Here is a 20,390-nt window from a genome sequence, read left to right as displayed (position 1 = left end):
TGCCGCCCTTGGTGTTTCCAATAGCTTCGTTGAAGTTCGGGACACTCAACGAACATTTGACGAGCCGAAATACCCTTTAACCACCGAACGATGTTAGTCACCGACAATTTCGGCGGTGCACTCACTAACAAGTGAACGTGGTCATCCTTACCAATCTCCATATGGTCGATACTGAACCCATATTGTGCGGCGACCTCATAGAGGATTCGCTTAAGCACGGCTTCGACGTTTCCTTTCAGAACGCGGTTTCGGTATTTAGTGCCCCAAATGATGTGGTAATTGAGATTATAGACAGAGGTTCTACCATATGTCACACGTTTAGAATCCTTCATACTAGTAATTATAACATGTCATCTTGCACCATGTGAAGCGGGCCTGGGACACAGAAAAAGGGCAATTCATCACGTCCTTGAAAGAACGTGTTTCCTTGCCCTAATTCAAAAACGCCAGCGGGACTCGCTGACGTTCGCGTTTTACTGACGTTTGGTGCTGTTTTGATTGACTTCCATGATCACCGGCAAGATCACTGGCCGGCGCTTGGTCTGGTCAAACAGGAAATGGCTGAGGTCCTCGCGCACGGATTGTTTGAGCGTGCTCCAGTCGAATTCCTTGTTGTCGAGCTGCTTTTGAACGGTCTTGGTGACGAGCTCGCCCGCTTCGGCCAACAGATCCTTTGAGGTCTTGATGTAAACGAAGCCGCGACTTGAGATCTTCGGGGTGGACACGATGCGTTTTTTCTTGCGATCGATGGTGACCACTGCGATGAAGATCCCGTCTTCAGCCAACATCTTGCGGTCGCGCAAGACGATGTTGCCGATGTCACCGACCCCGATGCCGTCGATCATGGTGTTGCCGGCATCGACATGGCCCGCGTTGTGCATCTTCCCTTTTTCATAAGAAACAATGTCGCCAGGGTTCAGGATAAAAATATTCTGCTCTGGAATGCCAACTTCTTCCGCGATCTCCTGATGCGCAGCAAGCAAGCGGTATTCGCCTTGCACCGGAATGAGGTACTCCGGCTTGAGCAAGTTGAGCATCAGCTGAAGGTCCGCCTTGTTGGCATGGCCAGATGCGTGAATGTCATCCGAGATCGCCTTGACCTCGCCGCCTGCGCGGTAGATCATGTCGCGGGTCTTCGCCGCCATGGTCTCCATCGCATGGGAGATCGAGGTGGTGATGAAAACCAGGTCGCCTTCGTGAATGTGGACCAGGCGATGGCGCGAGGTCGCCATTCGCTGCAGGGACTTGAGTGGCTCGCCCATCCGGCCTGTTTCGAGAATGACAACTTCTTCATCCTTGAGCGTCTTGAGCTCCTTCGTCGACGCCAGAATGTCCGGCTTTGGCAAGCGGATGTCCTTCAACCGAATGGCGGTGCGGACAATTTTTTCCACTTCCCGGCCGGTCAAAACAACGCGGCGGTTAGTGGCAGCGGCGGCGTCCAACACCTGCTGGATGCGCTCGATGTTGCTCGCAACGCTGGCCACGATCACGCGACCTGACTGATACTTGATGGTCTCCTCGATCTTGGTTGCGATCTCGTGCTCACTCGCATTTTGATATGGCGACTCGGCATTGGCTGAATCGGACAATAGCGCGAGCACCTTGCCATCCCCGATCTTCGCAAGGCGCGACAGGTCGGTTTGGTACATCGGGCTGGCGCTTTGATCGAACTTGAAATCACCGGTGTAAACGATCTGGCCACTCGGCGTTTCAATGTCGATGCCCAGGGACCCGGGAATGCTGTGGGTCGTGCGGAAAAACGAGACTTTGTTCTTGCCAAAATCGATCACGGAATGCTCATCAATGACATGATAGTCGTTGAATTTTTTCGCCTGCGGATTGCCGGCCGCGGCCAGCTTTGCCAGCGCGATGGTCAACTCGGAGCCAAAGACTGGAACCGGATGCTCGCCGACAAAATACGGCAAGGCCCCCACGGCATCGGCATGGCCGTGCGTGAGGAAAATACCGGCGATCTTGTCTGCATTTTCTTCCAAATAGGTGAGATCCGGAATCACGATGTCGATGCCCAGCAGTTCGTTGTCTGGGTACTTCAGGCCGAAGTCCCCGACAAAAATTTGACCGTCCACGTCGATGGCGTACATGTTTTTTCCGTTTTCGCGGACGCCACCGAGTGCGATCACTTTGATTTTGCTCATGTGAAATACACCTCAGAAAATTTTATTGAATTTTTCTCGAGACTCGCGACCGGCTTCAACGTGGGGCTTCGCCTGCCACCGCCACGGACGCGGACTCAACGATAAACTTCTGTTACCAGTGTACCACACTCCGAAATGCGTTGCGAAAAGTGGGATATTGTGTAAAAAAACGAGTAAACGCCCGGGTGGGCTCCGGCCGAAAATCGGCTGGCGACCGGAGTAGAGCGGACAAGCAACTTTGAGCCCGCGGAAAGCGCGGTCTCAAAGCTTGCTTTCGGCGTAAGCGGCATAGCCGCCAACGCCGACGAGGGGGCTTGCTCTTGGCGTTAGGCATTTATGCCTTACGCCAAGACATACGAAGTGAGCCGTTTTCGGCCGGAGCCCACCCTACATCAAGCATTATAGAAATGGCACTTTTGGCCGTCATTTCGCTGGATCGGTACGCTGTCTTTTCGCGGGTCGGAGCCGGGACGTTGTGTGTGTCGAATTGTGTTGTGCTTGCTAGATACGTCCACCTCTCCTATCGATCTCGGCGAATTGAGAAGTCCAATCATTACCAACCCTATTTTTCCTCAGAATCAAAACAGGCACCGACTATTTTGTCAGTGCCCGTTTATGTAGGTTAGTGCTTAACTGGAATTGGGATGAGGCGCCGGCTCTTTTGGTGCCAGACCACGGCGGCGGTGGTGGCTAGGACGGCGGCAGCGGCTGGGACAGTGATCAATAAGACTTTCATATAGGTCAGCTCCTTTGTTTTGATGAGTTCATCTTAACTGGGAGTTGTGCGCGGATTTTGCGCAGAAGATGAAGGTCTTGTGGTGTTTTGCTTGCGTTTTGGTTAAGCAACCGCGGGCATCCTGATCAGAGTTTGGTGACGCATTCCTAGTCAAGTTGGGCTCCGCCGAGCAGGGGTGGGACATGTAGTCGTCCCGGTCGCCTGATGGCCAAGTGCGCCATCAACCGCCCAGGCCGAGCTACCTGCCACCCCTAAGCGATCGGCTTCGCACCCTGAAGTTGGGGCTCCGGTGCGCATGGCCGAGACAGCTAGGTACGCCAAGCACTCGATGGCTGAGTGCGCCATCAAGCGCTTGGCTACCCTACCTGCACGACCATAAGCGCGCACCTTCGCACCCTGAGCCAAAAAAAGAAGCACCCGCTGCCGGATGCTTCCCATGTTTTTTCAAAATTAACGACGCAGGCCGAGGCTCTTGATCAGGTCGCGGTAGCGCTGAACGTCTGTCTTACGCAGATAGGCGAGCAGGTTACGACGATGGCCGATCTTCTTCATCTGGCCAACATAGCTATGGTGGTCCTTCTTGTTAGCCGCCATGTGATCCTGAAGGTTCAGGATGTCCGCAGTCAAAACCGCGATCTGGACCTCTGGTGAACCAGTGTCCCCTTCGTGACGTGCATACTTCTGGATGATCTCGTTCTTTTGTTCTTGTGAAATTGCCATGGTAATTTCCACCCTTCTTATAAATTGCCTGAGACTGAGCGAGGCGCGGTGAACCGCCAGACCAAGCGACAGGTTCGTAGTACTTGACTACTTTACCGGAAGGCCCGAGCAAAAGCAAGCTTTTCCCGCCTATCAAGCCATTTCCCTTTACAAGTTTTTATTGCATTGATAGAGGCGCTCCGGTATAATCGTTCCTGTTGAAACGAAATCAGTTCATCGAAAAATCCACTTTGCGGAGGTGAAATGCACATGCCACAAATCAAATCTGCGATCAAGCGCGTAAAGACCGCGACGGCTGCCCGCGAGGCAAACGTTGCCCAGACCAGCGCGATGCGTACCGCGGTCAAGAAGTTCAAGGCTGCGCAAGAATCTGGCGCGGACAACGCCCAGGACTTATTCAAGGCTGCGACCCGTTCGATCGATATGGCTGAAACCAAGGGCCTGATCACGAAGAACAAGGCTGGCCGCGACAAGAGCCGCCTGTCCGCTTTGATCAACAAATAATCAGTAACCTTAAAAATAAGCGACCTGCTTTTGCGGGTCGCTATTTTTTTGTGGAAAATTCAGCGTGGCCGACCACCATCCTCAGACTCCCGAGCTATTTTGCGGCCTAGTTCAACACAAACGCAAATACCGCATCCCCCGGCCACCAATACTGGTCATCGCAAACATACCCGCGCAGATGCAGCTGGCCCGCGACGTTGCGCAGGTAAAAGCCCCGCGGTGCGTCGAGGTCACCAGGCGTGGCAGTGGCAACGGTGACTGCAAGATCAGGCACCGCTTGGCGATGCATCTCTAGGTCTTGGCTGGCCGGCTGATCACGCCACTGAAGGCGAAGAAAAACAGCCAGCGCAAGCGGCGCCAGTTTGAGTCCCGCCCCGATCGCCGCCCGATAGATCTGAGGCAAAGTCGCTCCGCCGGTCAGCCCCAACGCGGCGATCGGCACCAGGCCGACGCGCACCTGATACGGCGGCTCTTGTGGATACAGCGGCATCATCTCCAGCAACTGGGCCGCATGCTTGTTGAGCTGAATATGGGCGGCCGCTAACTGCGCACGCAACTCGTTGCGCGTGGCGCCGCCCATTTTGATCGTGATCACCGTCATCTCTACCATCGCGCACCTCCTGCCTGCGAGCCGCCCATCTCGGTGTCAGCCGAACGCCGCCGATTTTTCACGCCTGGTCCGACTTATGACCGATGCTGCCCGCAATATTTCAAAACAAATAATTCAAAAGCCAGTTCCTTGTCGATGCGGCCGGTCTTCATGGCCGCCTCGGTGTCGACGAGCCCCAGATACGCGGCCCGCAGCGCAGCGTCTTCCACGCCGCGACTTTCGCGCATCGCCATTTCGATGCGGAACGGGGCGGCTTTCAGCGCCGCTGCGATGCCACCTTGGTCGTAGCCCTTGCGCATCAGGATCTGTACCTGTAACAAGAGCCGAAACTGGCTGAGAAGCAGGCTGTTGAGTTTGATCGGTTCCTCTTTTTGCAAAAGGAGGTCGCGATAAATGGCCAGCGCCACATCGGCCCGCCGCCGGACCACCGCGTTGACCATGTCAAAGACTCGATCCGTCAGCTGCCTCGGTACCAGTGCGCTCACCGCTTGTTCATCCAGTGCGCCGCCATTTTGAGCGTACAGTTCCAATTTTGGCAGCTCGTGCATCATCACGGAATAATTGGCGTTGGTGCGCTGGGTGAAGGCCGCCATGCCGTCACGCGTGAGCGCCAGCCCCTGTTTTTTCAGCTCACGGTTGATGGCCGCGGTGGCCTCCCCGCTTTTCATCAATTGCGCATCGACCGTCACACTATTTTTTACCAGCGCGGTCGTGAGCTTCTTGCGCCGATCGAGCTTCGGGTAAGGCGCGACAATAACCATCACCGTTGACGGGGCCGGGTCCTTGAAGTAGCGCTCGAGGCCGGCGAGGTCATGGTCGATCTTACCCGCGCCTGTTTCGCCGGTCAAAAAATAGGGCTGGGTGATCACGACTTCGCGCAGGTCCCCAAAAAACGGCTGCGAGGTGGCATCATCCAGCGCCACGCCGACCGGGGTCTGGCGCATGTCATACCTGGCCATGTTCATCGTCTGCTGGTCTTCCGGAATAAGCGCAGCCAGCGCGGCCAGGGCCTCTTGTTGAAGAGCCGTTTCTTCGCCCAGCAATAGGACGAGCGGTGGCACCTTGCCCGTTTTCAATTGTTTGGTCAGGTCCGCAACACGCATGATGGCCGCCTCCTTCTTGTGATCAGTGGCCGGCTTCTGCGCCAGTCAACTGGGTGAAAACTTGCTGGCCGCTGACCCAGATCATCCCGCGGTCGGCGGTATTCAAAACCGGCACCCCCTGCGCCGCAAACGTCTCAAGCGTCTCTTCATGAGGGTGGCCATAACGATTGTTGACGCCGGCCGAGATCAGCGCCAATTTAGGGTCGATCTGGGCGATAAACGCGGGATCACTTGAGGTGCGTGAGCCGTGATGGCCGACTTTGAGCATGTCGACCTGGCCGATCAATGGCGCGATCTTGCTCCCCACCGCCCGGTCCGCGTCCCCCGCAACAGCCAAAAATACTTATCTATCTTACCATAGAGCACCAGCGAGTCGGCGTTTTTCTCCTTGGCGTCTGCGGACTCTGGGGCGACGACTTTGAGCTTGAGCGGGCCGACGGTGAGGGTAGCCGGTGCAAGCAGTGGCGTGTGGCTGACGACCTGACCGGCTTTGGCCGCCAAAATATACCGGTGGTTCGCAGCCAGCGTGGTGGTGACCAGCCGGCGCACTGGCATCAGTTGGGTCAACAGGCCTGCATCCCCCACGTGATCCGCATCCGCATGCGTCAACACCAAAATATCAAGGTGGTTCAGCCCGCGGGCATGCAAATAATTGACGATCGCGCGCTTGGCTGGCGGCTCGCGCACCGTCCCGAACCCCCGGCCACCGGTATCCACCAGCACCGCCGCCTGTTTGAAGGGTGCCTCGATCAAAATGGCATCCCCTTGCCCCACATCAAACAGCGTGACGCGCCATTGCGGATGGACATTGGCCACAAGCCACGCCGCGACCAGCCAGCCGATGAGCCAACGTTTCTGCCGACGCGCCAAGCTCAGCAGCACGACCCCGACGCCGAGCACCGCAAGTCCCGTTGGCACCGCGCCGAAGATCACATCCCCCGGGAGTGTGGTCAACGCGTGCAGGCTCTGTTCGCCGAGCTGCAAGCCCCGTTCGAGCGGACCTGTCCATGGGCCATCGGGAAAAATCAGCGTCACCAGCACCAGCGGCATGACGGCCAATTCAAACACCGGAACCAGGAGCCAATTGAACAAGACCTGGAGCAAATGAAATCGAAATGTGTGCGCCAAGATCACGGGCAGGCCGATCAACCCGAGCTGCAAATTAAGCTTCAAGCGTGGGCCAGGCGGCAGAAGGTACAAGGCCCCGGCAAGCAAATAGGTCAATTGGCCGCCGAACGTGTGCAAGATATACGGCTGAAGCGCGAGGTTCCCCATCAGGACCAGCGAAAAGCCATCCAAGCGCGACAGGGGCAACCGCATGCGCGCCGTCACCAATCTGATCTCACTGAGCCACACCGCTCGCACAATACCGGCCCCGCCGCCCAGCAAAAGCGGCAACAGCGGTAACAGCGCGATCAACGCCCATTCCGCCGCCTCCTTGGGAATCCGCAGACGATCCGTCAGCCAGATCAGCCCCGCGAGCAGCGCAAATAAATGCAGCCCGGACACGGAAAAGAGATGGAAAATGCCCAACTGCACGAGGTCATCCCGCATGTCATCCAGTTACGCATCGACCTGCCCTAACAGCAACCCCTTCGCATACCGTCGGATCGTTTCCGGCAACTGCTGGACCCGCGCCAACAATTTTGCCCGAAGACCCGTGAGATGCTCGGTCAAGGTGCGCGGCGCAAATGGCGTGACTACCAATGGCTGACGCGGGCTCTCATAGGCCAGCCCGTCGTGGTCCCAAACATACCGGGCATAATCGAATTCATATTGATTACGCGCCGGCTGTAATCGTGTTAGGTCGCCATGCCACTGCACGACTTGCGGCAAGGTCGTGGTGCGCAGGCGGTCGGCCTCCTCTTTGGCGACCACGGCACTGCCGCTGACCGGGACGCCATTGGCAGCGATGCCGGTATAGCGCAGAAGCGTGTCCGTACCGCTCCAGTTTGTGGGCAACACGATCACCGGCCCGCTGGGTTTGGGCGGATCACGGGTGGCCGCCGCCCCGCGCCAGCCGAAGCCCATGCCCAGCACAAATAGTCCCAGCATCAATGGCCACGTCGCCCAGCGATTTTTCACCACCGCCCAGCCGACCAGCACGCCCCCGACCCACCACGGCCCCAGCCACAGATACAGCCCACCGGCGAAAAAGGCGGCGGCAAACACCCAGCGGCGCGTCATGGGGACACCGTGATGCTGCCGGCGAGCTTTTCGTAGGTCTTATCGCCGATGCCCGAGACCTTCTTCAGGTCCTCAGTCGTCTGAAAGCCGCCGTTTTGTTCGCGATACGCGATAATGTCGGCGGCTTTTTTGGCCCCGATGCCACTCAGCGTCTGAAGTTCCTCCGCCGTCGCATGATTGAGATCCACCAAGGTACCGGTAGCCGGCCCAGCGCCGGGCGCGGCGTTCGCGGTTGGATTCCCCGTACCCGCGGTTGGCCCAGCAGGCGGTGTTTCGCCGATCTTCGGGATATAAAGGCTTTCCTCGTCACTCGCGACTTTCGCCAGATTGACGGCGCTCGCATCCGCATTTTTCAACAGGCCGCCCGCGGCTTCGACCACAGCCGCCCAGCGCGTGGTGCCATCGATCGGGTACAGTCCCGGATGCGCCACCGCGCCCTTCACTTCCACAAAACCAGGCGTAGCGGTGCTTGCGGTTGAACTGGCCGCCGAATTTTCACTAGTCGAAGAGCTACCGCTTTCAGCATTGCTTGAGAATTCGGCGATCGGCACCGGTGGCGGACCACTGTTTTGCTGTTGCCACCAGAAATAGCCGGCCAGCGCGACAACCGCCAGCGGCACGAACCAAAACTGCCGAATCCATTCCTTCACCGTCTCCATCTCGCCACTCCCTTACCCTGATGTCTGGATAAAAGAGATTACGCAAAAAGGGTGCGGAGGCCGCGGAATGGTGGGTCAGCTAATTTGGCTTGGGCGGATAACGCGCTTGCCATCAGCTCCGGGCCAGTTAGATGTCCCCGCCATACGAGCCGGAGCCCCACGGTGAAAGGGTGCACGACGAAAAAAAGTGACCCGCGACTTCTCATCACGGATCACCTTCATTTTACTTTGCATGTGCCTTCAAATAATCCAGTGCATCCTGCAGCGTCTTGACCGGGACGACCTTCATCTTGGACTTGAGCTGCTTGGCTGTTTTGACGGCCACGTCGTAATTATTTTCATAAGTCGGATCGAGCTTCAGCAGGGCCTTTGTCGCAGGTTCATCCGGTGCGAAAAAGACTTTGGCGCCGCTTTTTGAACAGATGTAGACCTTTTTATCGATGCCACCGATCTGGCCGACATTCCCCTTCGCATCAATGGTGCCGGTGCCGGCGATCTTCTGGCCATTGCGCCAGTCCTGATGCGTGATCATCGTGTAGGTCTGGACCGCAAACATCAGGCCGGCGCTTGGCCCGCCGATGTCACCGGCGTCGATCGTCACCTTTGGCGTGCTGGTGACGGTAGTGTTTTCCGTCAGGCTGATGCCGATGCCGGGATGTTTTTCACCTGGCAACTTGGTCAGCTTGCCGGTCTCGGTCAGCTTCTTGCCGTTACGCAAAATGCTGAGCGTGACCGTGTCGCCGACCTTGTGCGCACCGATCGCCTTGATATACGCATCCGAGCTTGTGTAAGACTTGCCGTTGACCGCGGTGATGGTATCGCCGAGCTTCAGCTTGTCCTTGAAGGCAGAGGTGTCCATGATCGACATCACATAAATGCCCTTGAGCTTCAGGGTCACCGGCTGCTTGGCCGCCTTGAACGCCGCGACCACCGCATTGTTGGCGGCGCTGGTGATGTACCATTCCTGCAACAAGTTGTATTCGTCGCTGTCATCATCGCCCATCAGCTCTTCTTGCGTGTACGTCTCGGAGTAAGGCTGAAACTTGCCCCACAGCAGTTCCGCTGGGCTGGCTGGGCCGATGATGCCAACCGTCGTCAGCATGTACGTTCCTTTTTTGTCGTCCTTGATACCGTCGACTTTGACAAATGGTTTCAGCGAATTGGCCCCGCCAGGCACTTCAATGTAACGATTCGTGCGCATGAAAAACAGCAGGCCGATCACGACCAGTCCCACCAGCAGGGCGATCAGCCAGCGAAAAGGCCAGAGTGCGTTGTGTTTTTTCAACGGCTTAGGTTGGATCATGGCGGTCACCTCCAAAATGGGCCTTCAACGCGTCGTTCACGTTAGCCGGGACCAGCGTTGCCACATCCCCGCCAAAGCTCGCGACTTCGCGAATGAGACTCGACGACAAAAAGCGCCACTTAGGATCCGCCGGCAGGAGCACGGTCTGAATATCGCCGGCCAGCGTTTGATTCATGGCGGCGATATCATTTTCGTAATTGAGGTCGGCGGTGTTGCGTACCCCGCGGACCATATACTGCGCCCCGCTTTGCTTGGCAAACGCCACCGTCAGCATGTGCGGCTGTTCATAGACCTCGACGTTGGCAAGTTGCGCCGTGGCCGCCTCGATCATGGCCACTTTTTCCGCCCCGCTGAACACGGCATTTTTATTGGTGTTGGTCATAACGGCCACCACCACTTTGTCGAACAGCTGACTGGCTTTGGTCACCGTGTCCAAATGACCATTGGTGAACGGATCAAAGCTGCCGGGAAAAATCGCGATCTTTGTCATGCCTCGTCACCTCTTTGCAAAATCAAGACTTGCGCGACCCCATACGTCTGGTGGCGCAGCTTGGTGTAGCCGGGAATCGTCTCAGGATAATCGACATCAAGGCCAGTCTCAAGGAGCACCCGGCCGTCTGGTGCCAACAGGTCTTCAGCTAAAAATGCGGCCAGTTGGTCCATCACTTCCTGCTTCGCATAAGGTGGATCGGCCAGGATCAAGTCGAACTGTTGCCCCGCCTCGGCCAGCGTCTTGATGGCCTTATCCACCGGCATTTTTAAAACAGTGAAGCGGTCCTCGGCCTTCGTCGCCGCAACATTTTGCTTGATCGCCTGAATCGCCGGGTACGCCTTGTCGACCAGCGTCGCGTGGGCCATCCCGCGGGACACCGCCTCGATGCCCAGCGCCCCGGTACCGGCGTATAGGTCAAGCGCCGAGCCCCCAGCGAAAAATTGACCCAGCATGTTGAACATCGAGCCTTTGACCTTATCGGCTGTGGGACGCGTGTTGTTGCCAGAAACAGCGACCAATTTGCGCCCACCGAAATCACCACTAATGATGCGCATGGGACTTGCCCTCCTGCCGACTTGGCCGGCGATTGCGACTCGGTTTGGCGGCGCGGCGCGGAGAGGAGGCGCCAGACGCAGTCGGTGAGGCTGGTGCGCCAGTCGTTTCTGCGGGCTGGGGCGTTTCGGCCACACCCTCAGGCGCTGCCGCTTGTTCCTCAGTCTTGCCCTCGTCTTTGTGCTCGGTTTTGCCTTCAGTTTTTCCCGCCGTCTGCGCCAGCTCGCCTTTGCGCGCCTGGACTTCATCCAGCCGCGCTTTGATGGCGTCATCGTCTTCTTCATCATCGAGCGCTGCCCCGCTGGCTTGCCCAAATGAGGTCGCGAGCTCCGGTCGGTGCGACACCTCCACGCTTTTGACAAAGCGCAGTTTGGTCAGCTTGCCTATCGTCGCCTCGACATCTTTTGCATCCAGGTATAAATAGACATATTTCATGCGCCGCGACACGTACATGACCGTGCCATAGTGGCGCAATGCCTTGATCTGTTTGAGCGAATAGACCCAAACGACCAGGCCTTGACGTTGCGTGATCTCCATAGTTCCTCCTGAATGCTTGCTTTGTTGCGTGACTGTTCAAACTTCCGGGGTGGGCAGCGCCTCACAAAACCGTCCACGCCGAACCGCCGCGCTATTGTGCCGTCGCGCTTGGCTTCATCGTCGCAAGCAGCTCCCGCGTTTGCACCAGATCGCCCGCCGCCACATACAGATGCATGATGGTGCCGGCAAACGGTGCGTGCACGGTCGTCTCCATTTTCATCGCTTCGGTGGTGAACAGCGGATCGCCTTCCGCCACCGTGTCACCGGCCGCCACTTCAAGACTGACGATGCGGCCACCCATCGGCGCACCGATCTGATTTTTGTCCGTCGGCTCCGCCATCTTGATCGCGCTGGCAGTGTGGGCGCTCTTCGCGTCCTGGATCTGTACCTCGCGCTTTTGCCCATTGACGGTGAAGTACAACGTGCGCCGCCCCGTCGCGTCGGGTTCGCCGATCGCGTCGAGCTGCATCAGGTACATGATGCCCGGGCGCACCCGAATGTGGATGCGTTCGCCGAGGCGCATGCCTTCAAAATAGGTCGGCGAATCCAGCGTCGTCACCGGTCCATAGACCAATTGGTTGGCGCGATACTGGCGCAGGACATCCGGGTACATGATCTCCGCCAGCACCATTTCGTCGGTCGGTTCATGCACGCCGGCTTCGATCAAGGCCTGCTTGACCGCCGCGAGATCCAGCGGCTTGGCCAACGCGCCCGGGCGCGTGGTCAGCGGCTTGCGACCCTTGAGAATCTTTTCCTGCAGCACCGGCGGAAATCCGCCCACTGGCTGGCCGAGGTCGCCGGCAAAAAAGTCGACGACGCTGGCCGGAAAATCGATGGTCTCACCGTGATCCAGCACATCCTCAGGCGTCAGGTGATTTTGCAGCAAAAACAGTGCCATGTCGCCCACCACTTTGGAAGACGGTGTCACCTTCACGATATCGCCAAACAGCGTGTTGACCTGCGCGTACATGCGCTTGACCGCTTCAAAATCGGTAATGCCCATGCTTTGCGCCTGTTGCTGAAGATTGCTGTACTGGCCGCCCGGCATCTGCACCGTGTAGATATCCGTCAGCGGGCCACTCACCTTGTTGGCAAAGTCGGCGTAATACGGCCTGATCGTCTGAAAATAGCGATCGACCAGCTCCACCTTATCGATCGCCAGATCCGGCTGGCGCTTGTCGCCTTCCAGCGCATAATACAAACTCGCCATGCTCGGCTGGCTGGTGGTGCCGGAAAAACTGGATTGCGCGACATCGACCACGTCGACGCCCGCGCGCACCGCCTGCACATACGTGGCCACGCCATTGCCGGTGGTGTCATGGGTGTGCAAATGAAGCGGCACCGCCACCGCGTCTTTCAGCGTGCTGATCAGTTCATAGGCCGCTTGCGGTTTCAACAAGCCCGCCATATCCTTGATCGCCAGCACATTGGCCCCGGCATTGACCAACTCCTTGGCCAAGGCCACGTAATAAGCCAAATTATATTTCGGATGGTTCGTCCCCAAGATATCGCCCGTATAGCACATGGTTCCTTCGGCGATCTTGCCGACATTGCGCACCGCGTCGATGGAGTGCGTGAGTTGCGGCACCCAGTTCAGCGAGTCGAAAATTCGGAAGACGTCGATGCCATCGCGGGCGGCCACATTGATGAACTGCTTGAGAACATTGTCCGGGTAGTTCTGATAGCCGACCGCATTGCTGCCGCGAAACAGCATTTGCAACAGCGTGTGCGGCATCGCCTCACGCAGCGCCGCCAAGCGCTGCCACGGATCTTCGTTCAAGAAACGGTACGCCACATCAAACGTCGCACCGCCCCACATTTCCATGGAAAAGAGGTTTGGCATCGCATTGGCCATATCCGGCGCGATCGCCGTCATGTCCCGCGTCCGCATGCGCGTCGCAAACAGGCTCTGATGGGCATCGCGCAACGTGGTATCCGTCAGCAGCACTTTTCCCTGCCTGGCAAGCCACTTCGCCACCGCATCCGGCCCCTCGTCATGAAGCAGCGCCACCAGATCTGTTTTCGGCAAGGCGGTTGGCAACTGACTGCGATAATTCAGATCCGGGAAGGCCTTTTGTTCATGCCGGTCGAGCCCTGGGAAGCCGTTGACCGTGATCTCGCCAACATACGTCATCAACTGCGTGGTTTTTGACAGCAGCGGCTTGAAGGAAAATAGACTGGGGGTGGTATCTAGGAAGGTGGTTTCCGCCTGGCCCGCTTGGAACGTCGGGGCCGCCAACACATTCAGCAAAAATGGCAGATTCGTTTTAACGCCGGTGATGCGGAACTCACGCAACGCGCGCTGCATTTTCCGCACGGCCGCCATGAAACTTGCGGCATACACCGAAGTCTTCACCAGCAGGGAGTCAAAATACGGGCTGACAACCACGCCGGCGTATGCATTGCCGACATCCAGCCGCACGCCAAAGCCGCCCGGGCTCCGGTAAGTCTGAATGGTGCCGGTGTCCGGCATGAAATTATTCGCCGGATCCTCGGTGGTGATACGGCACTGAATCGCCGCCCCGCGCATCGTCAGGTCTTCCTGGTGCGGCAGATGGAGATCCTCAAACAGATCCGCGCCGGCCGCAATGCGCAGCTGGCTTTGGACGATGTCGACGTTGGTGATCAATTCCGTGATCGTGTGCTCAACTTGCACACGTGGATTGACTTCGATGAAATAGAACTGGTCGCCTTCGACCAAAAATTCGACCGTTCCCGCATTTTCATAATGCAAGCTGGCCATCAGCTGAACGGCTGCGTCGCAGATCTTCGCCCGCAACGCTTGCGGGAGGCCGACAGCTGGGGCAATCTCGATCACTTTTTGATTGCGCCGCTGGACTGAGCAATCGCGCTCAAATAGATGCAGCAGATGCCCGTGCTCGTCGCCGAGCACTTGGACCTCAATATGTTTGGCGCTTTGGATGTCTTTTTCAACATACATGCGGTCGTCGCCGAAGCTCGCCATCGCCTCGTTCACCGCATTCGGGTACACGTCGCGCAACTCCTGTTCGGAATGAACCACGCGCATCCCCTTGCCGCCGCCACCGGACGCCGCCTTGAGCATCACCGGAAAACCGTGCGTCTGGGTAAACGCAAGGATCTCGTTGAAGTCGCGCGTTGGCTCCGGCGTGCCTGGAATGACCTGAAGTCCCGCCTTGACCGCCGCCTCCTTGGCCGCCACCTTGTCGCCAAAGATCTCAAGTAGCTCCGGGCGCGGCCCAACAAACGTCAATCCGGCGGCCGCGACCTTGCGCGCAAACGTCGCATTTTCCGACAGCAAGCCGTAGCCCGGGTGAATCGCATCTGCGCCGCTTAATTTGGCGATGCGAATGATGTCGTCCATATCCAAGTACGCCGCGATCGGCGCTTTGCCGGCCCCGACCTGATAACTTTCCTGGGCCTTGAAGCGGTGAATCGATAATTCGTCCTCTTTGGCGAAAATCCCGACCGTTTGCAATCCAAGTTCTTCAGCAGCACGGAAAATGCGAATCGCGATCTCGCCGCGATTAGCGACCAACACTTTTTTCACGTCACGGACCCCCTCGATGACAAGTGACTTTACAGTTGATTGGCGATGACTTACTTCGCCGTCTGGGCGGCAACTTTCTTTTCGCTCACACGTTTTTCAGAAGCGGAGATGTTGAGCATGATACCCATCGAAATGGCAAGGACGATCATCGACGACCCGCCATACGAAATGAACGGCAACGTGACCCCGGTGACCGGAATAAGCCCAAGCACGGCGCCGACGTTGAAGAACGTCTGAATCAACATCATCGTTGCGATCCCATACGCAAGCAGTGAATGATACGGGTTACGCGAGCGCACCCCAATCAGATAGCAGCGCAGGATCAGGAAAAAGATCAGCGCGATGACAAGAATAGCGCCGATTGCCCCAAGCTCTTCGGCGATGACCGCCAGGATGAAATCGGTGTAAGGCTGGGACAGATACCCCAATTTTTGTGAGCTCATGCCCAACCCGACCCCAAAGAGGCCACCGTGGTCGATCGCGACCAGGGAATTGAACACCTGGTTGCCGTCATTCGTCCGCGTCTGAAACGGATGAAGCGAGGAGACGATCCGGCGAACCCGGTAGTTGGTGATGATGCTCTTTGGCAGGTTCACGTTATCCAAGACCCAGTACACCGCTGCGACCAGGGCACCCACCAGCGCCATCCAGCTGAAGCCATACCGCAACGAGATGCCACTTGCCGCCAACATGACGACCATGATCGCCGCAATGATCAAAAAGCCCCCAGTGTCAGGCTGGAAAAAGACCAAGATCAGGCAGATACCGACTAAGAGGATTGGTGCATATAAGTCGCGCACGTGGAAATCGGGCTGCCGCATCGCGTCTTGGCGCTGGGTAAAAATATGCGCCAGATAAATGATCACGACGAGTTTGGCAAACTCAGTTGGCTGAAGATTGAACGGGCCAATTGGAATCCAGGCACTGGCACCGTTGACAACTGAACTCGGATCAAGGCGGCCGATCAGAAACAGATAGACGAGCAATCCCAATAACGCGAGCCAAACGAACCCGATCAGTTTATGATTGCGAAAATTACTCAGTTTAAAATAGAAGAAAAAGAGGGCGACGACCAGCCCGATGACCACAAACAGAAGCTGCTTGAGCATCACTGAGTTGGAAGCTTGCCCATATTGATTTTGAATCCAAGAGGCGCTGGCGGAATAGTCCATCACAATGCCGATCGCGCAGAGCACCAAGTATGGCACGAGCAGATAATAATCCAGATAACGAAACTTCTTCAGCACAACCGTCGCCCTCTCCCGTACGTCTCACAATACTGAGAATTATAGCATAGATGGGCGCGGTGCGTAGCGTGGCGCTTAGGGCGGACGGTGACTACCGCTGACGCGAAAAGTCAGCGGGCACGCAGTCATATGACCGGCTCGCCACCTTTTCCTGTGAGGCCCCTCATTTTCCCAGATTATTTTAATGCGGTGGCTGTTGCTTCCATTGATAAAGGCGTAGACTAGCGGTTGTAGCATTTCTGGCGCCACGCGCCAACTTCAAGGAGGTCTCTTAATGTCTAATGCAATTTCGTTTGACCAGATCGATGCGTTTCGCAAAGAACTAGCCGCCAAACCAGCCAGCGATGTTGTCGCCAAGGCCGTTCAAAACGTCGGCCCCAAAGCCGCGATTCAATCCGCGCTGCACGACGAAGCCGTCACCCCTGTTTTTTCCGTTGAGCTCGACACGGGCGCCGTTGCGAACCAGAAACATAGCGGCCGCTGCTGGCTGTTTTCTGAGCTGAACACCATGCGGCATGCCGTGGCAAAGAAGATCGGGGTCAAGGACCTTGAATTTTCCCAGGCCTTCCTTGCGTTCTATGATCGCCTTGAAAAATCCAACCTGTTCCTTGAGGCCATCTTGAGCAGCGCGGACAAGCCGCTGGACGATCGTGCACTGAGCGATCTGTTGAGCCAGCCAAACGGCGATGGCGGGCAGTTCGACAACGCGCCGGCGCTGATCGCCAAATACGGCATCGTGCCAAAGTCCGTGATGCCGGAAACGTACAACAGCGAAAACACCACCGAACTCAACTCGGTCCTCAATCTTAAATTACGCAAAGACGCCAGCGACTTGCGCACCGCATTTGCGGCAGGCGCCTCAGCCGATACCCTGGCGGCGACGAAACAAGCGATGCTCAGCGACATCTACCGCATCCTGGCCTATGCGTATGGGACCGTCCCGGCAACATTTGATTTCGAATATCGCGACGACAAGAAAGAATATCACATCGATCGTGATCTGACTCCGAAGTCTTTTTATGAAAAATATGTCGGCTGGGATCTCGCCGAGTTCGTCACCCTTGTTTCCACGCCGGAAGCCGGGAAAAACTATTATCAGGCTTATACGATTCCATCACAAAATACCGTAGTCGGCGGCCGGCCGATCATCTTCGTCAACGTGCCGGAAGCGGATCTCAAGGCAGCGGCCATTGCGCAGCTCCAAGGCGGCGAAGCGGTCTGGTTCGGCAATGATGTCTTGCAGGACATGGAGCGCAAGTCCGGTGCCCTCAAAGGCGGCCTGTATGATTTCGGCCAGCTGTTCGACCTTGATCTGACCATGGACAAGGCGACGCGTTTTGCCACTGGCGAAGCCGAAGTCTCCCATGCGATGACCCTCACCGGGGTCGACTTGGTCGATGGCCAGCCGCGCCGCTGGAAGGTCGAGAATTCCTGGGGCAAAGAAAACGGTAACGACGGCTATTATGTCGCCGATGCTAAGTGGTTCGATGATTATGTTTATGAAGCGGCTATCAACAAGGACTATCTGTCCGAGAAGATCTTGGCCGCCGCGGCAACCACGCCGATCGAGTTGCCGAGCTGGGACAGCCTGCACTAATCGCGATCTAGCTACCGGTTGGGTCAGCCCCGAAGAAGTCATTCATCTGCGAAGGTGGATGGCTTTTTTGCTTCGCTGAAACTGGGAACTGACCCCTCTGCCACAATGAGGCAACGCGCTGTGGTTCCCGCCCCCTGTCGAACTAAAGAATCGCGCTATTTTCCAGAGGCAACTACCCGAGCTGGATGCAAAAAAAGGCCACCACAGAATTTTTCCTGCGGTGGCCTTCGTTGGCTTTCAATTAGTCGTTCGTGGACATCTTCTTGCGTTTGTCGAACTTGCCACGCTCGTTGGTGTTCAAGATCTTCTTGCGCAGACGGACGCTCTGTGGTGTTACTTCGCAAAGTTCGTCTTCGTTCAGGAACTCGAGGGACTCTTCAAGGGTCAGATCACGTGGGGTCTTGATGGCCGCGGCGTGGTCCTTACCAGAAGCACGGGTGTTGGTCAGGTTCTTCCCCTTGGTCGCGTTGACGGCAATATCGTTTTCACGATTGTTTTCGCCGACGATCATGCCTTCGTAAACTTCAACGCCGGCATTGATGAACAGCGTGCCGCGATCCTCGATGCTTTGAAGGGAGTACAGGGTCGCCGCGCCGGTGTTGATGGAGACCAACGCACCGGTGTTACGGCCTGGCTGCCAGTTGCGGATAACTGGCAAGTATTTTTCGAAGGTGTGGTTCATGATGCCGTAGCCGCCAGTGGAGGAAAGGAACTCGGTCGAATAGCCGATCAAGCCGCGAGACGGGGCAAGGAAGATCAGACGGGTCTGACCGTTGCCTTCGTTTTGCATGTCCTTCATTTCCGCTTTGCGCTGAGACATCGCGTCGATGATCGAGCCGGTGTATTGTTCTGGCGTGTCGATCTGGACCTCTTCAAACGGTTCGCAGAGCTGGCCGTCGATCTCGCGGTAGATAACTTCTGGACGACCGAGTTGCAGTTCAAAGCCTTCGCGACGCATCTCTTCGATCAAGATCGACAGATGCAGCTCGCCACGACCGGAAACCATCCAGGCCCCGGCCTGGTCGGTGTCTTCAACACGCAGGGAAACATCGGTCTGAAGCTGCGCCTTGAGTCGGTCTTCCAACTTGCGCGCGGTGACCTTGTCGCCTTCGCGACCGGCAAATGGGCTGTCGTTTTGCATGAACATCATCTGCAATGTCGGCGGATCGATCCGCAAGATCGGCAATGCTTCAGGGGTGTCCGCAGCCGCCACGGTCTCGCCGACGTAAATGTCGTCCATCCCGGAAACGGCAATCAGATCGCCAGCCTTGGCCGTCTGAACTTCCACCCGCTTCAAACCAAAGAAGCCGAAGATCTTGGTGACGCGGAAGTTTTTCTTCGAGCCGTCAAGCTTCAAAACAGAAACTTGGTCGCCGACAGAGATCGTGCCACGGAACACGCGGCCGATCCCGATACGGCCAACATAGTCGTTGTAATCGAGCATCGCGACTTGGAACTGAAGCGGCTCGTCGGAGTTGTCGATCGGCGCCGGAATCGTCTTCACGATCGTATCAAACAGCGGCACCATCGTATGTTCCTGCTTTGCGGGATCCGAGTCATAGCTGGACGTCCCGTTGACCGCACTGGTGTAAACGATCGGGAATTCAAGCTGATCGTCATCCGCACCCAATTCGATGAAAAGAGAAAGGACTTCGTCGACAACTTCTTCCGGACGTGCGCCTGGGCGGTCGATCTTGTTGATGACAACAACCGGGGTCAGATGCTGCTCGAGCGCTTTTTTCAAAACAAAGCGCGTCTGCGGCATGGTGCCTTCGAACGCATCAACGACCAGCAAAACGCCATCGACCATCTTCATGATTCGTTCTACTTCGCCGCCGAAATCGGCATGCCCTGGGGTGTCCACGATGTTGATCGTCGTGTCGCCGTATTTGACCGCCGTGTTCTTCGACAAGATAGTGATCCCGCGTTCCTTTTCGATCGCGTTGGAATCGAGGGCACGGTCCCCAATCTGCATGTGTTCCGCCAAAGTATCGGATTGCTTCAGCATTTCGTTGACCAGCGTGGTCTTACCGTGGTCAACATGGGCAATGATCGCAATGTTGCGAATATCGTCGCGAGTTGTCAAGTATTCTACTCCCTTTCAAACGTGCACTTGGATGCGTAAACTGGTGACCGCCTGGCCAAAAATGGCTCTGCTTCTGGGAACACCGATGGCAATGCATTCGCACGATGCGTTTGCACTGCAACAACGGCTGTTGACCAAGGCGCGTCCCGCGCCATTGTGGTTCCGTGGTTTGACGGCTCATCGCCATCAAACGGCTTGTAACCGCAATGGCGGTTACGGACAATTCCGCGCTTCCTGAAAGAAATCGTGAATTGTCTTCATTAAAAAAGCGTGTCCTGCGACACAGTATCCGAATTAAAATTATAGCACACCAGCAAGCGTCTGTCTCGTTTTTCTGAAAAGTGCGCAGGTGGCGAAAAGAATGCCCTTTC

18 protein-coding genes and 1 pseudogene are annotated in these 20,390 nt (G+C 56.8%); 3 read left to right on the top strand and 16 right to left on the bottom strand.

The genetic code is table 11. The features are described from left to right. The 3 genes from tnpA to rpsO all read right to left on the bottom strand — a co-directional run. Window positions 1-332, bottom strand: a 332-nt coding sequence (tnpA, locus tag JUE67_RS10730; protein WP_203637153.1) for an IS200/IS605 family transposase, incomplete at its 3' end; no start/stop codon positions are given. A 141-nt stretch (window positions 333-473) separates the two neighbouring features. Beyond that, window positions 474-2,156 carry a ribonuclease J gene (locus JUE67_RS10725; RefSeq protein ID WP_203627746.1) on the bottom strand — a complete coding sequence of 561 codons (1,683 nt, stop codon included), beginning with the start codon at window positions 2,154-2,156 and terminating at the stop codon, window positions 474-476. Window positions 2,157-3,342: 1,186 nt separating this feature from the next. After that, window positions 3,343-3,612: a 30S ribosomal protein S15 gene (rpsO, locus tag JUE67_RS10720; RefSeq protein WP_125696198.1), complete on the bottom strand. Its 270-nt coding sequence runs from the start codon at window positions 3,610-3,612 to the stop codon at window positions 3,343-3,345. Between the two features lie 249 nt (window positions 3,613-3,861). On the opposite strand from rpsO, the gene rpsT reads away from it, so the two are divergent. Further along, a complete protein-coding gene (gene rpsT / locus JUE67_RS10715) occupies window positions 3,862-4,116 on the top strand; it encodes a 30S ribosomal protein S20 (protein WP_125696199.1) in 255 nt (84 codons plus the stop codon). 106 nt (window positions 4,117-4,222) lie between these two features. Here the strand turns inward: rpsT and JUE67_RS12740 are convergent, their stop codons facing one another. The 12 genes and pseudogenes from JUE67_RS12740 to JUE67_RS10655 form a co-directional block, all read right to left on the bottom strand. Continuing rightward, on the bottom strand, window positions 4,223-4,726 hold the full coding sequence (locus JUE67_RS12740) for a hypothetical protein (protein ID WP_225877936.1): 504 nt from the start codon (window positions 4,724-4,726) through the stop codon (window positions 4,223-4,225). A 74-nt stretch (window positions 4,727-4,800) separates the two neighbouring features. Continuing rightward, the gene (holA, locus tag JUE67_RS10705) at window positions 4,801-5,829 is read right to left on the bottom strand and encodes a DNA polymerase III subunit delta (protein ID WP_203627747.1); all 1,029 of its coding nucleotides are present in this window, start codon (window positions 5,827-5,829) and stop codon (window positions 4,801-4,803) included. A 22-nt stretch (window positions 5,830-5,851) separates the two neighbouring features. Further along, window positions 5,852-6,136 carry a ComEC/Rec2 family competence protein gene (locus tag JUE67_RS10700; protein WP_203627749.1) on the bottom strand — a complete coding sequence of 95 codons (285 nt, stop codon included), beginning with the start codon at window positions 6,134-6,136 and terminating at the stop codon, window positions 5,852-5,854. Next, a complete protein-coding gene (locus JUE67_RS10695; protein WP_203627759.1) occupies window positions 6,112-7,383 on the bottom strand; it encodes a ComEC/Rec2 family competence protein in 1,272 nt (423 codons plus the stop codon). Before JUE67_RS10695 ends, JUE67_RS10700 begins: the two co-directional genes overlap by 25 nt. A 9-nt stretch (window positions 7,384-7,392) precedes the next feature. After that, a complete protein-coding gene (locus tag JUE67_RS10690) occupies window positions 7,393-8,016 on the bottom strand; it encodes a hypothetical protein (RefSeq protein ID WP_203627761.1) in 624 nt (207 codons plus the stop codon). Continuing rightward, the gene (locus JUE67_RS10685) at window positions 8,013-8,675 is read right to left on the bottom strand and encodes a helix-hairpin-helix domain-containing protein (protein WP_203627768.1); all 663 of its coding nucleotides are present in this window, start codon (window positions 8,673-8,675) and stop codon (window positions 8,013-8,015) included. The genes JUE67_RS10690 and JUE67_RS10685 overlap by 4 nt, the downstream gene beginning before the upstream one ends. Before the next feature lie 223 nt (window positions 8,676-8,898). Continuing rightward, window positions 8,899-9,978: a SepM family pheromone-processing serine protease gene (locus tag JUE67_RS10680; RefSeq protein WP_203627770.1), complete on the bottom strand. Its 1,080-nt coding sequence runs from the start codon at window positions 9,976-9,978 to the stop codon at window positions 8,899-8,901. Then, on the bottom strand, window positions 9,965-10,468 hold the full coding sequence (coaD, locus tag JUE67_RS10675; RefSeq protein ID WP_203627772.1) for a pantetheine-phosphate adenylyltransferase: 504 nt from the start codon (window positions 10,466-10,468) through the stop codon (window positions 9,965-9,967). The genes JUE67_RS10680 and coaD overlap by 14 nt, the downstream gene beginning before the upstream one ends. Then, on the bottom strand, window positions 10,465-11,025 hold the full coding sequence (rsmD, locus tag JUE67_RS10670; protein ID WP_203627774.1) for a 16S rRNA (guanine(966)-N(2))-methyltransferase RsmD: 561 nt from the start codon (window positions 11,023-11,025) through the stop codon (window positions 10,465-10,467). The genes coaD and rsmD overlap by 4 nt, the downstream gene beginning before the upstream one ends. Window positions 11,026-11,296: 271 nt before the next feature. Beyond that, window positions 11,297-11,560 (bottom strand): annotated as a pseudogene (locus JUE67_RS12735) (YlbG family protein); the annotation flags it as partial. Window positions 11,561-11,651: 91 nt separating this feature from the next. Further along, on the bottom strand, window positions 11,652-15,089 hold the full coding sequence (locus tag JUE67_RS10660) for a pyruvate carboxylase (RefSeq protein WP_203627778.1): 3,438 nt from the start codon (window positions 15,087-15,089) through the stop codon (window positions 11,652-11,654). A gap of 50 nt (window positions 15,090-15,139) precedes the next feature. Further along, window positions 15,140-16,336, bottom strand: a complete 1,197-nt coding sequence (locus JUE67_RS10655) for an FtsW/RodA/SpoVE family cell cycle protein (protein WP_225877937.1) — start codon at window positions 16,334-16,336, stop codon at window positions 15,140-15,142. 274 nt (window positions 16,337-16,610) lie between these two features. Between JUE67_RS10655 and JUE67_RS10650 the strand changes: the two genes are divergently transcribed. Beyond that, entirely contained in the window at window positions 16,611-17,933 is a 1,323-nt protein-coding gene (locus JUE67_RS10650) for a C1 family peptidase (RefSeq protein ID WP_203627780.1), read from the top strand. 241 nt (window positions 17,934-18,174) lie between these two features. Here JUE67_RS10650 and typA read toward each other — a convergent pair whose 3' ends face one another. Then, the gene (typA, locus tag JUE67_RS10645) at window positions 18,175-20,019 is read right to left on the bottom strand and encodes a translational GTPase TypA (protein ID WP_203627782.1); all 1,845 of its coding nucleotides are present in this window, start codon (window positions 20,017-20,019) and stop codon (window positions 18,175-18,177) included. A gap of 31 nt (window positions 20,020-20,050) precedes the next feature. On the opposite strand from typA, the gene JUE67_RS10640 reads away from it, so the two are divergent. Next, a complete protein-coding gene (locus JUE67_RS10640) occupies window positions 20,051-20,257 on the top strand; it encodes a hypothetical protein (protein ID WP_203637152.1) in 207 nt (68 codons plus the stop codon). Window positions 20,258-20,390: the final 133 nt, after the last annotated feature.

Source organism: Lacticaseibacillus mingshuiensis (assembly GCF_016861785.1).
GTDB classification, from domain to species: Bacteria; Bacillota; Bacilli; order Lactobacillales; family Lactobacillaceae; genus Lacticaseibacillus; species Lacticaseibacillus mingshuiensis.
The sequence above is the reverse complement of the archived record's forward strand: the minus strand, read 5'-3'. Positions and strand labels throughout refer to the sequence as shown.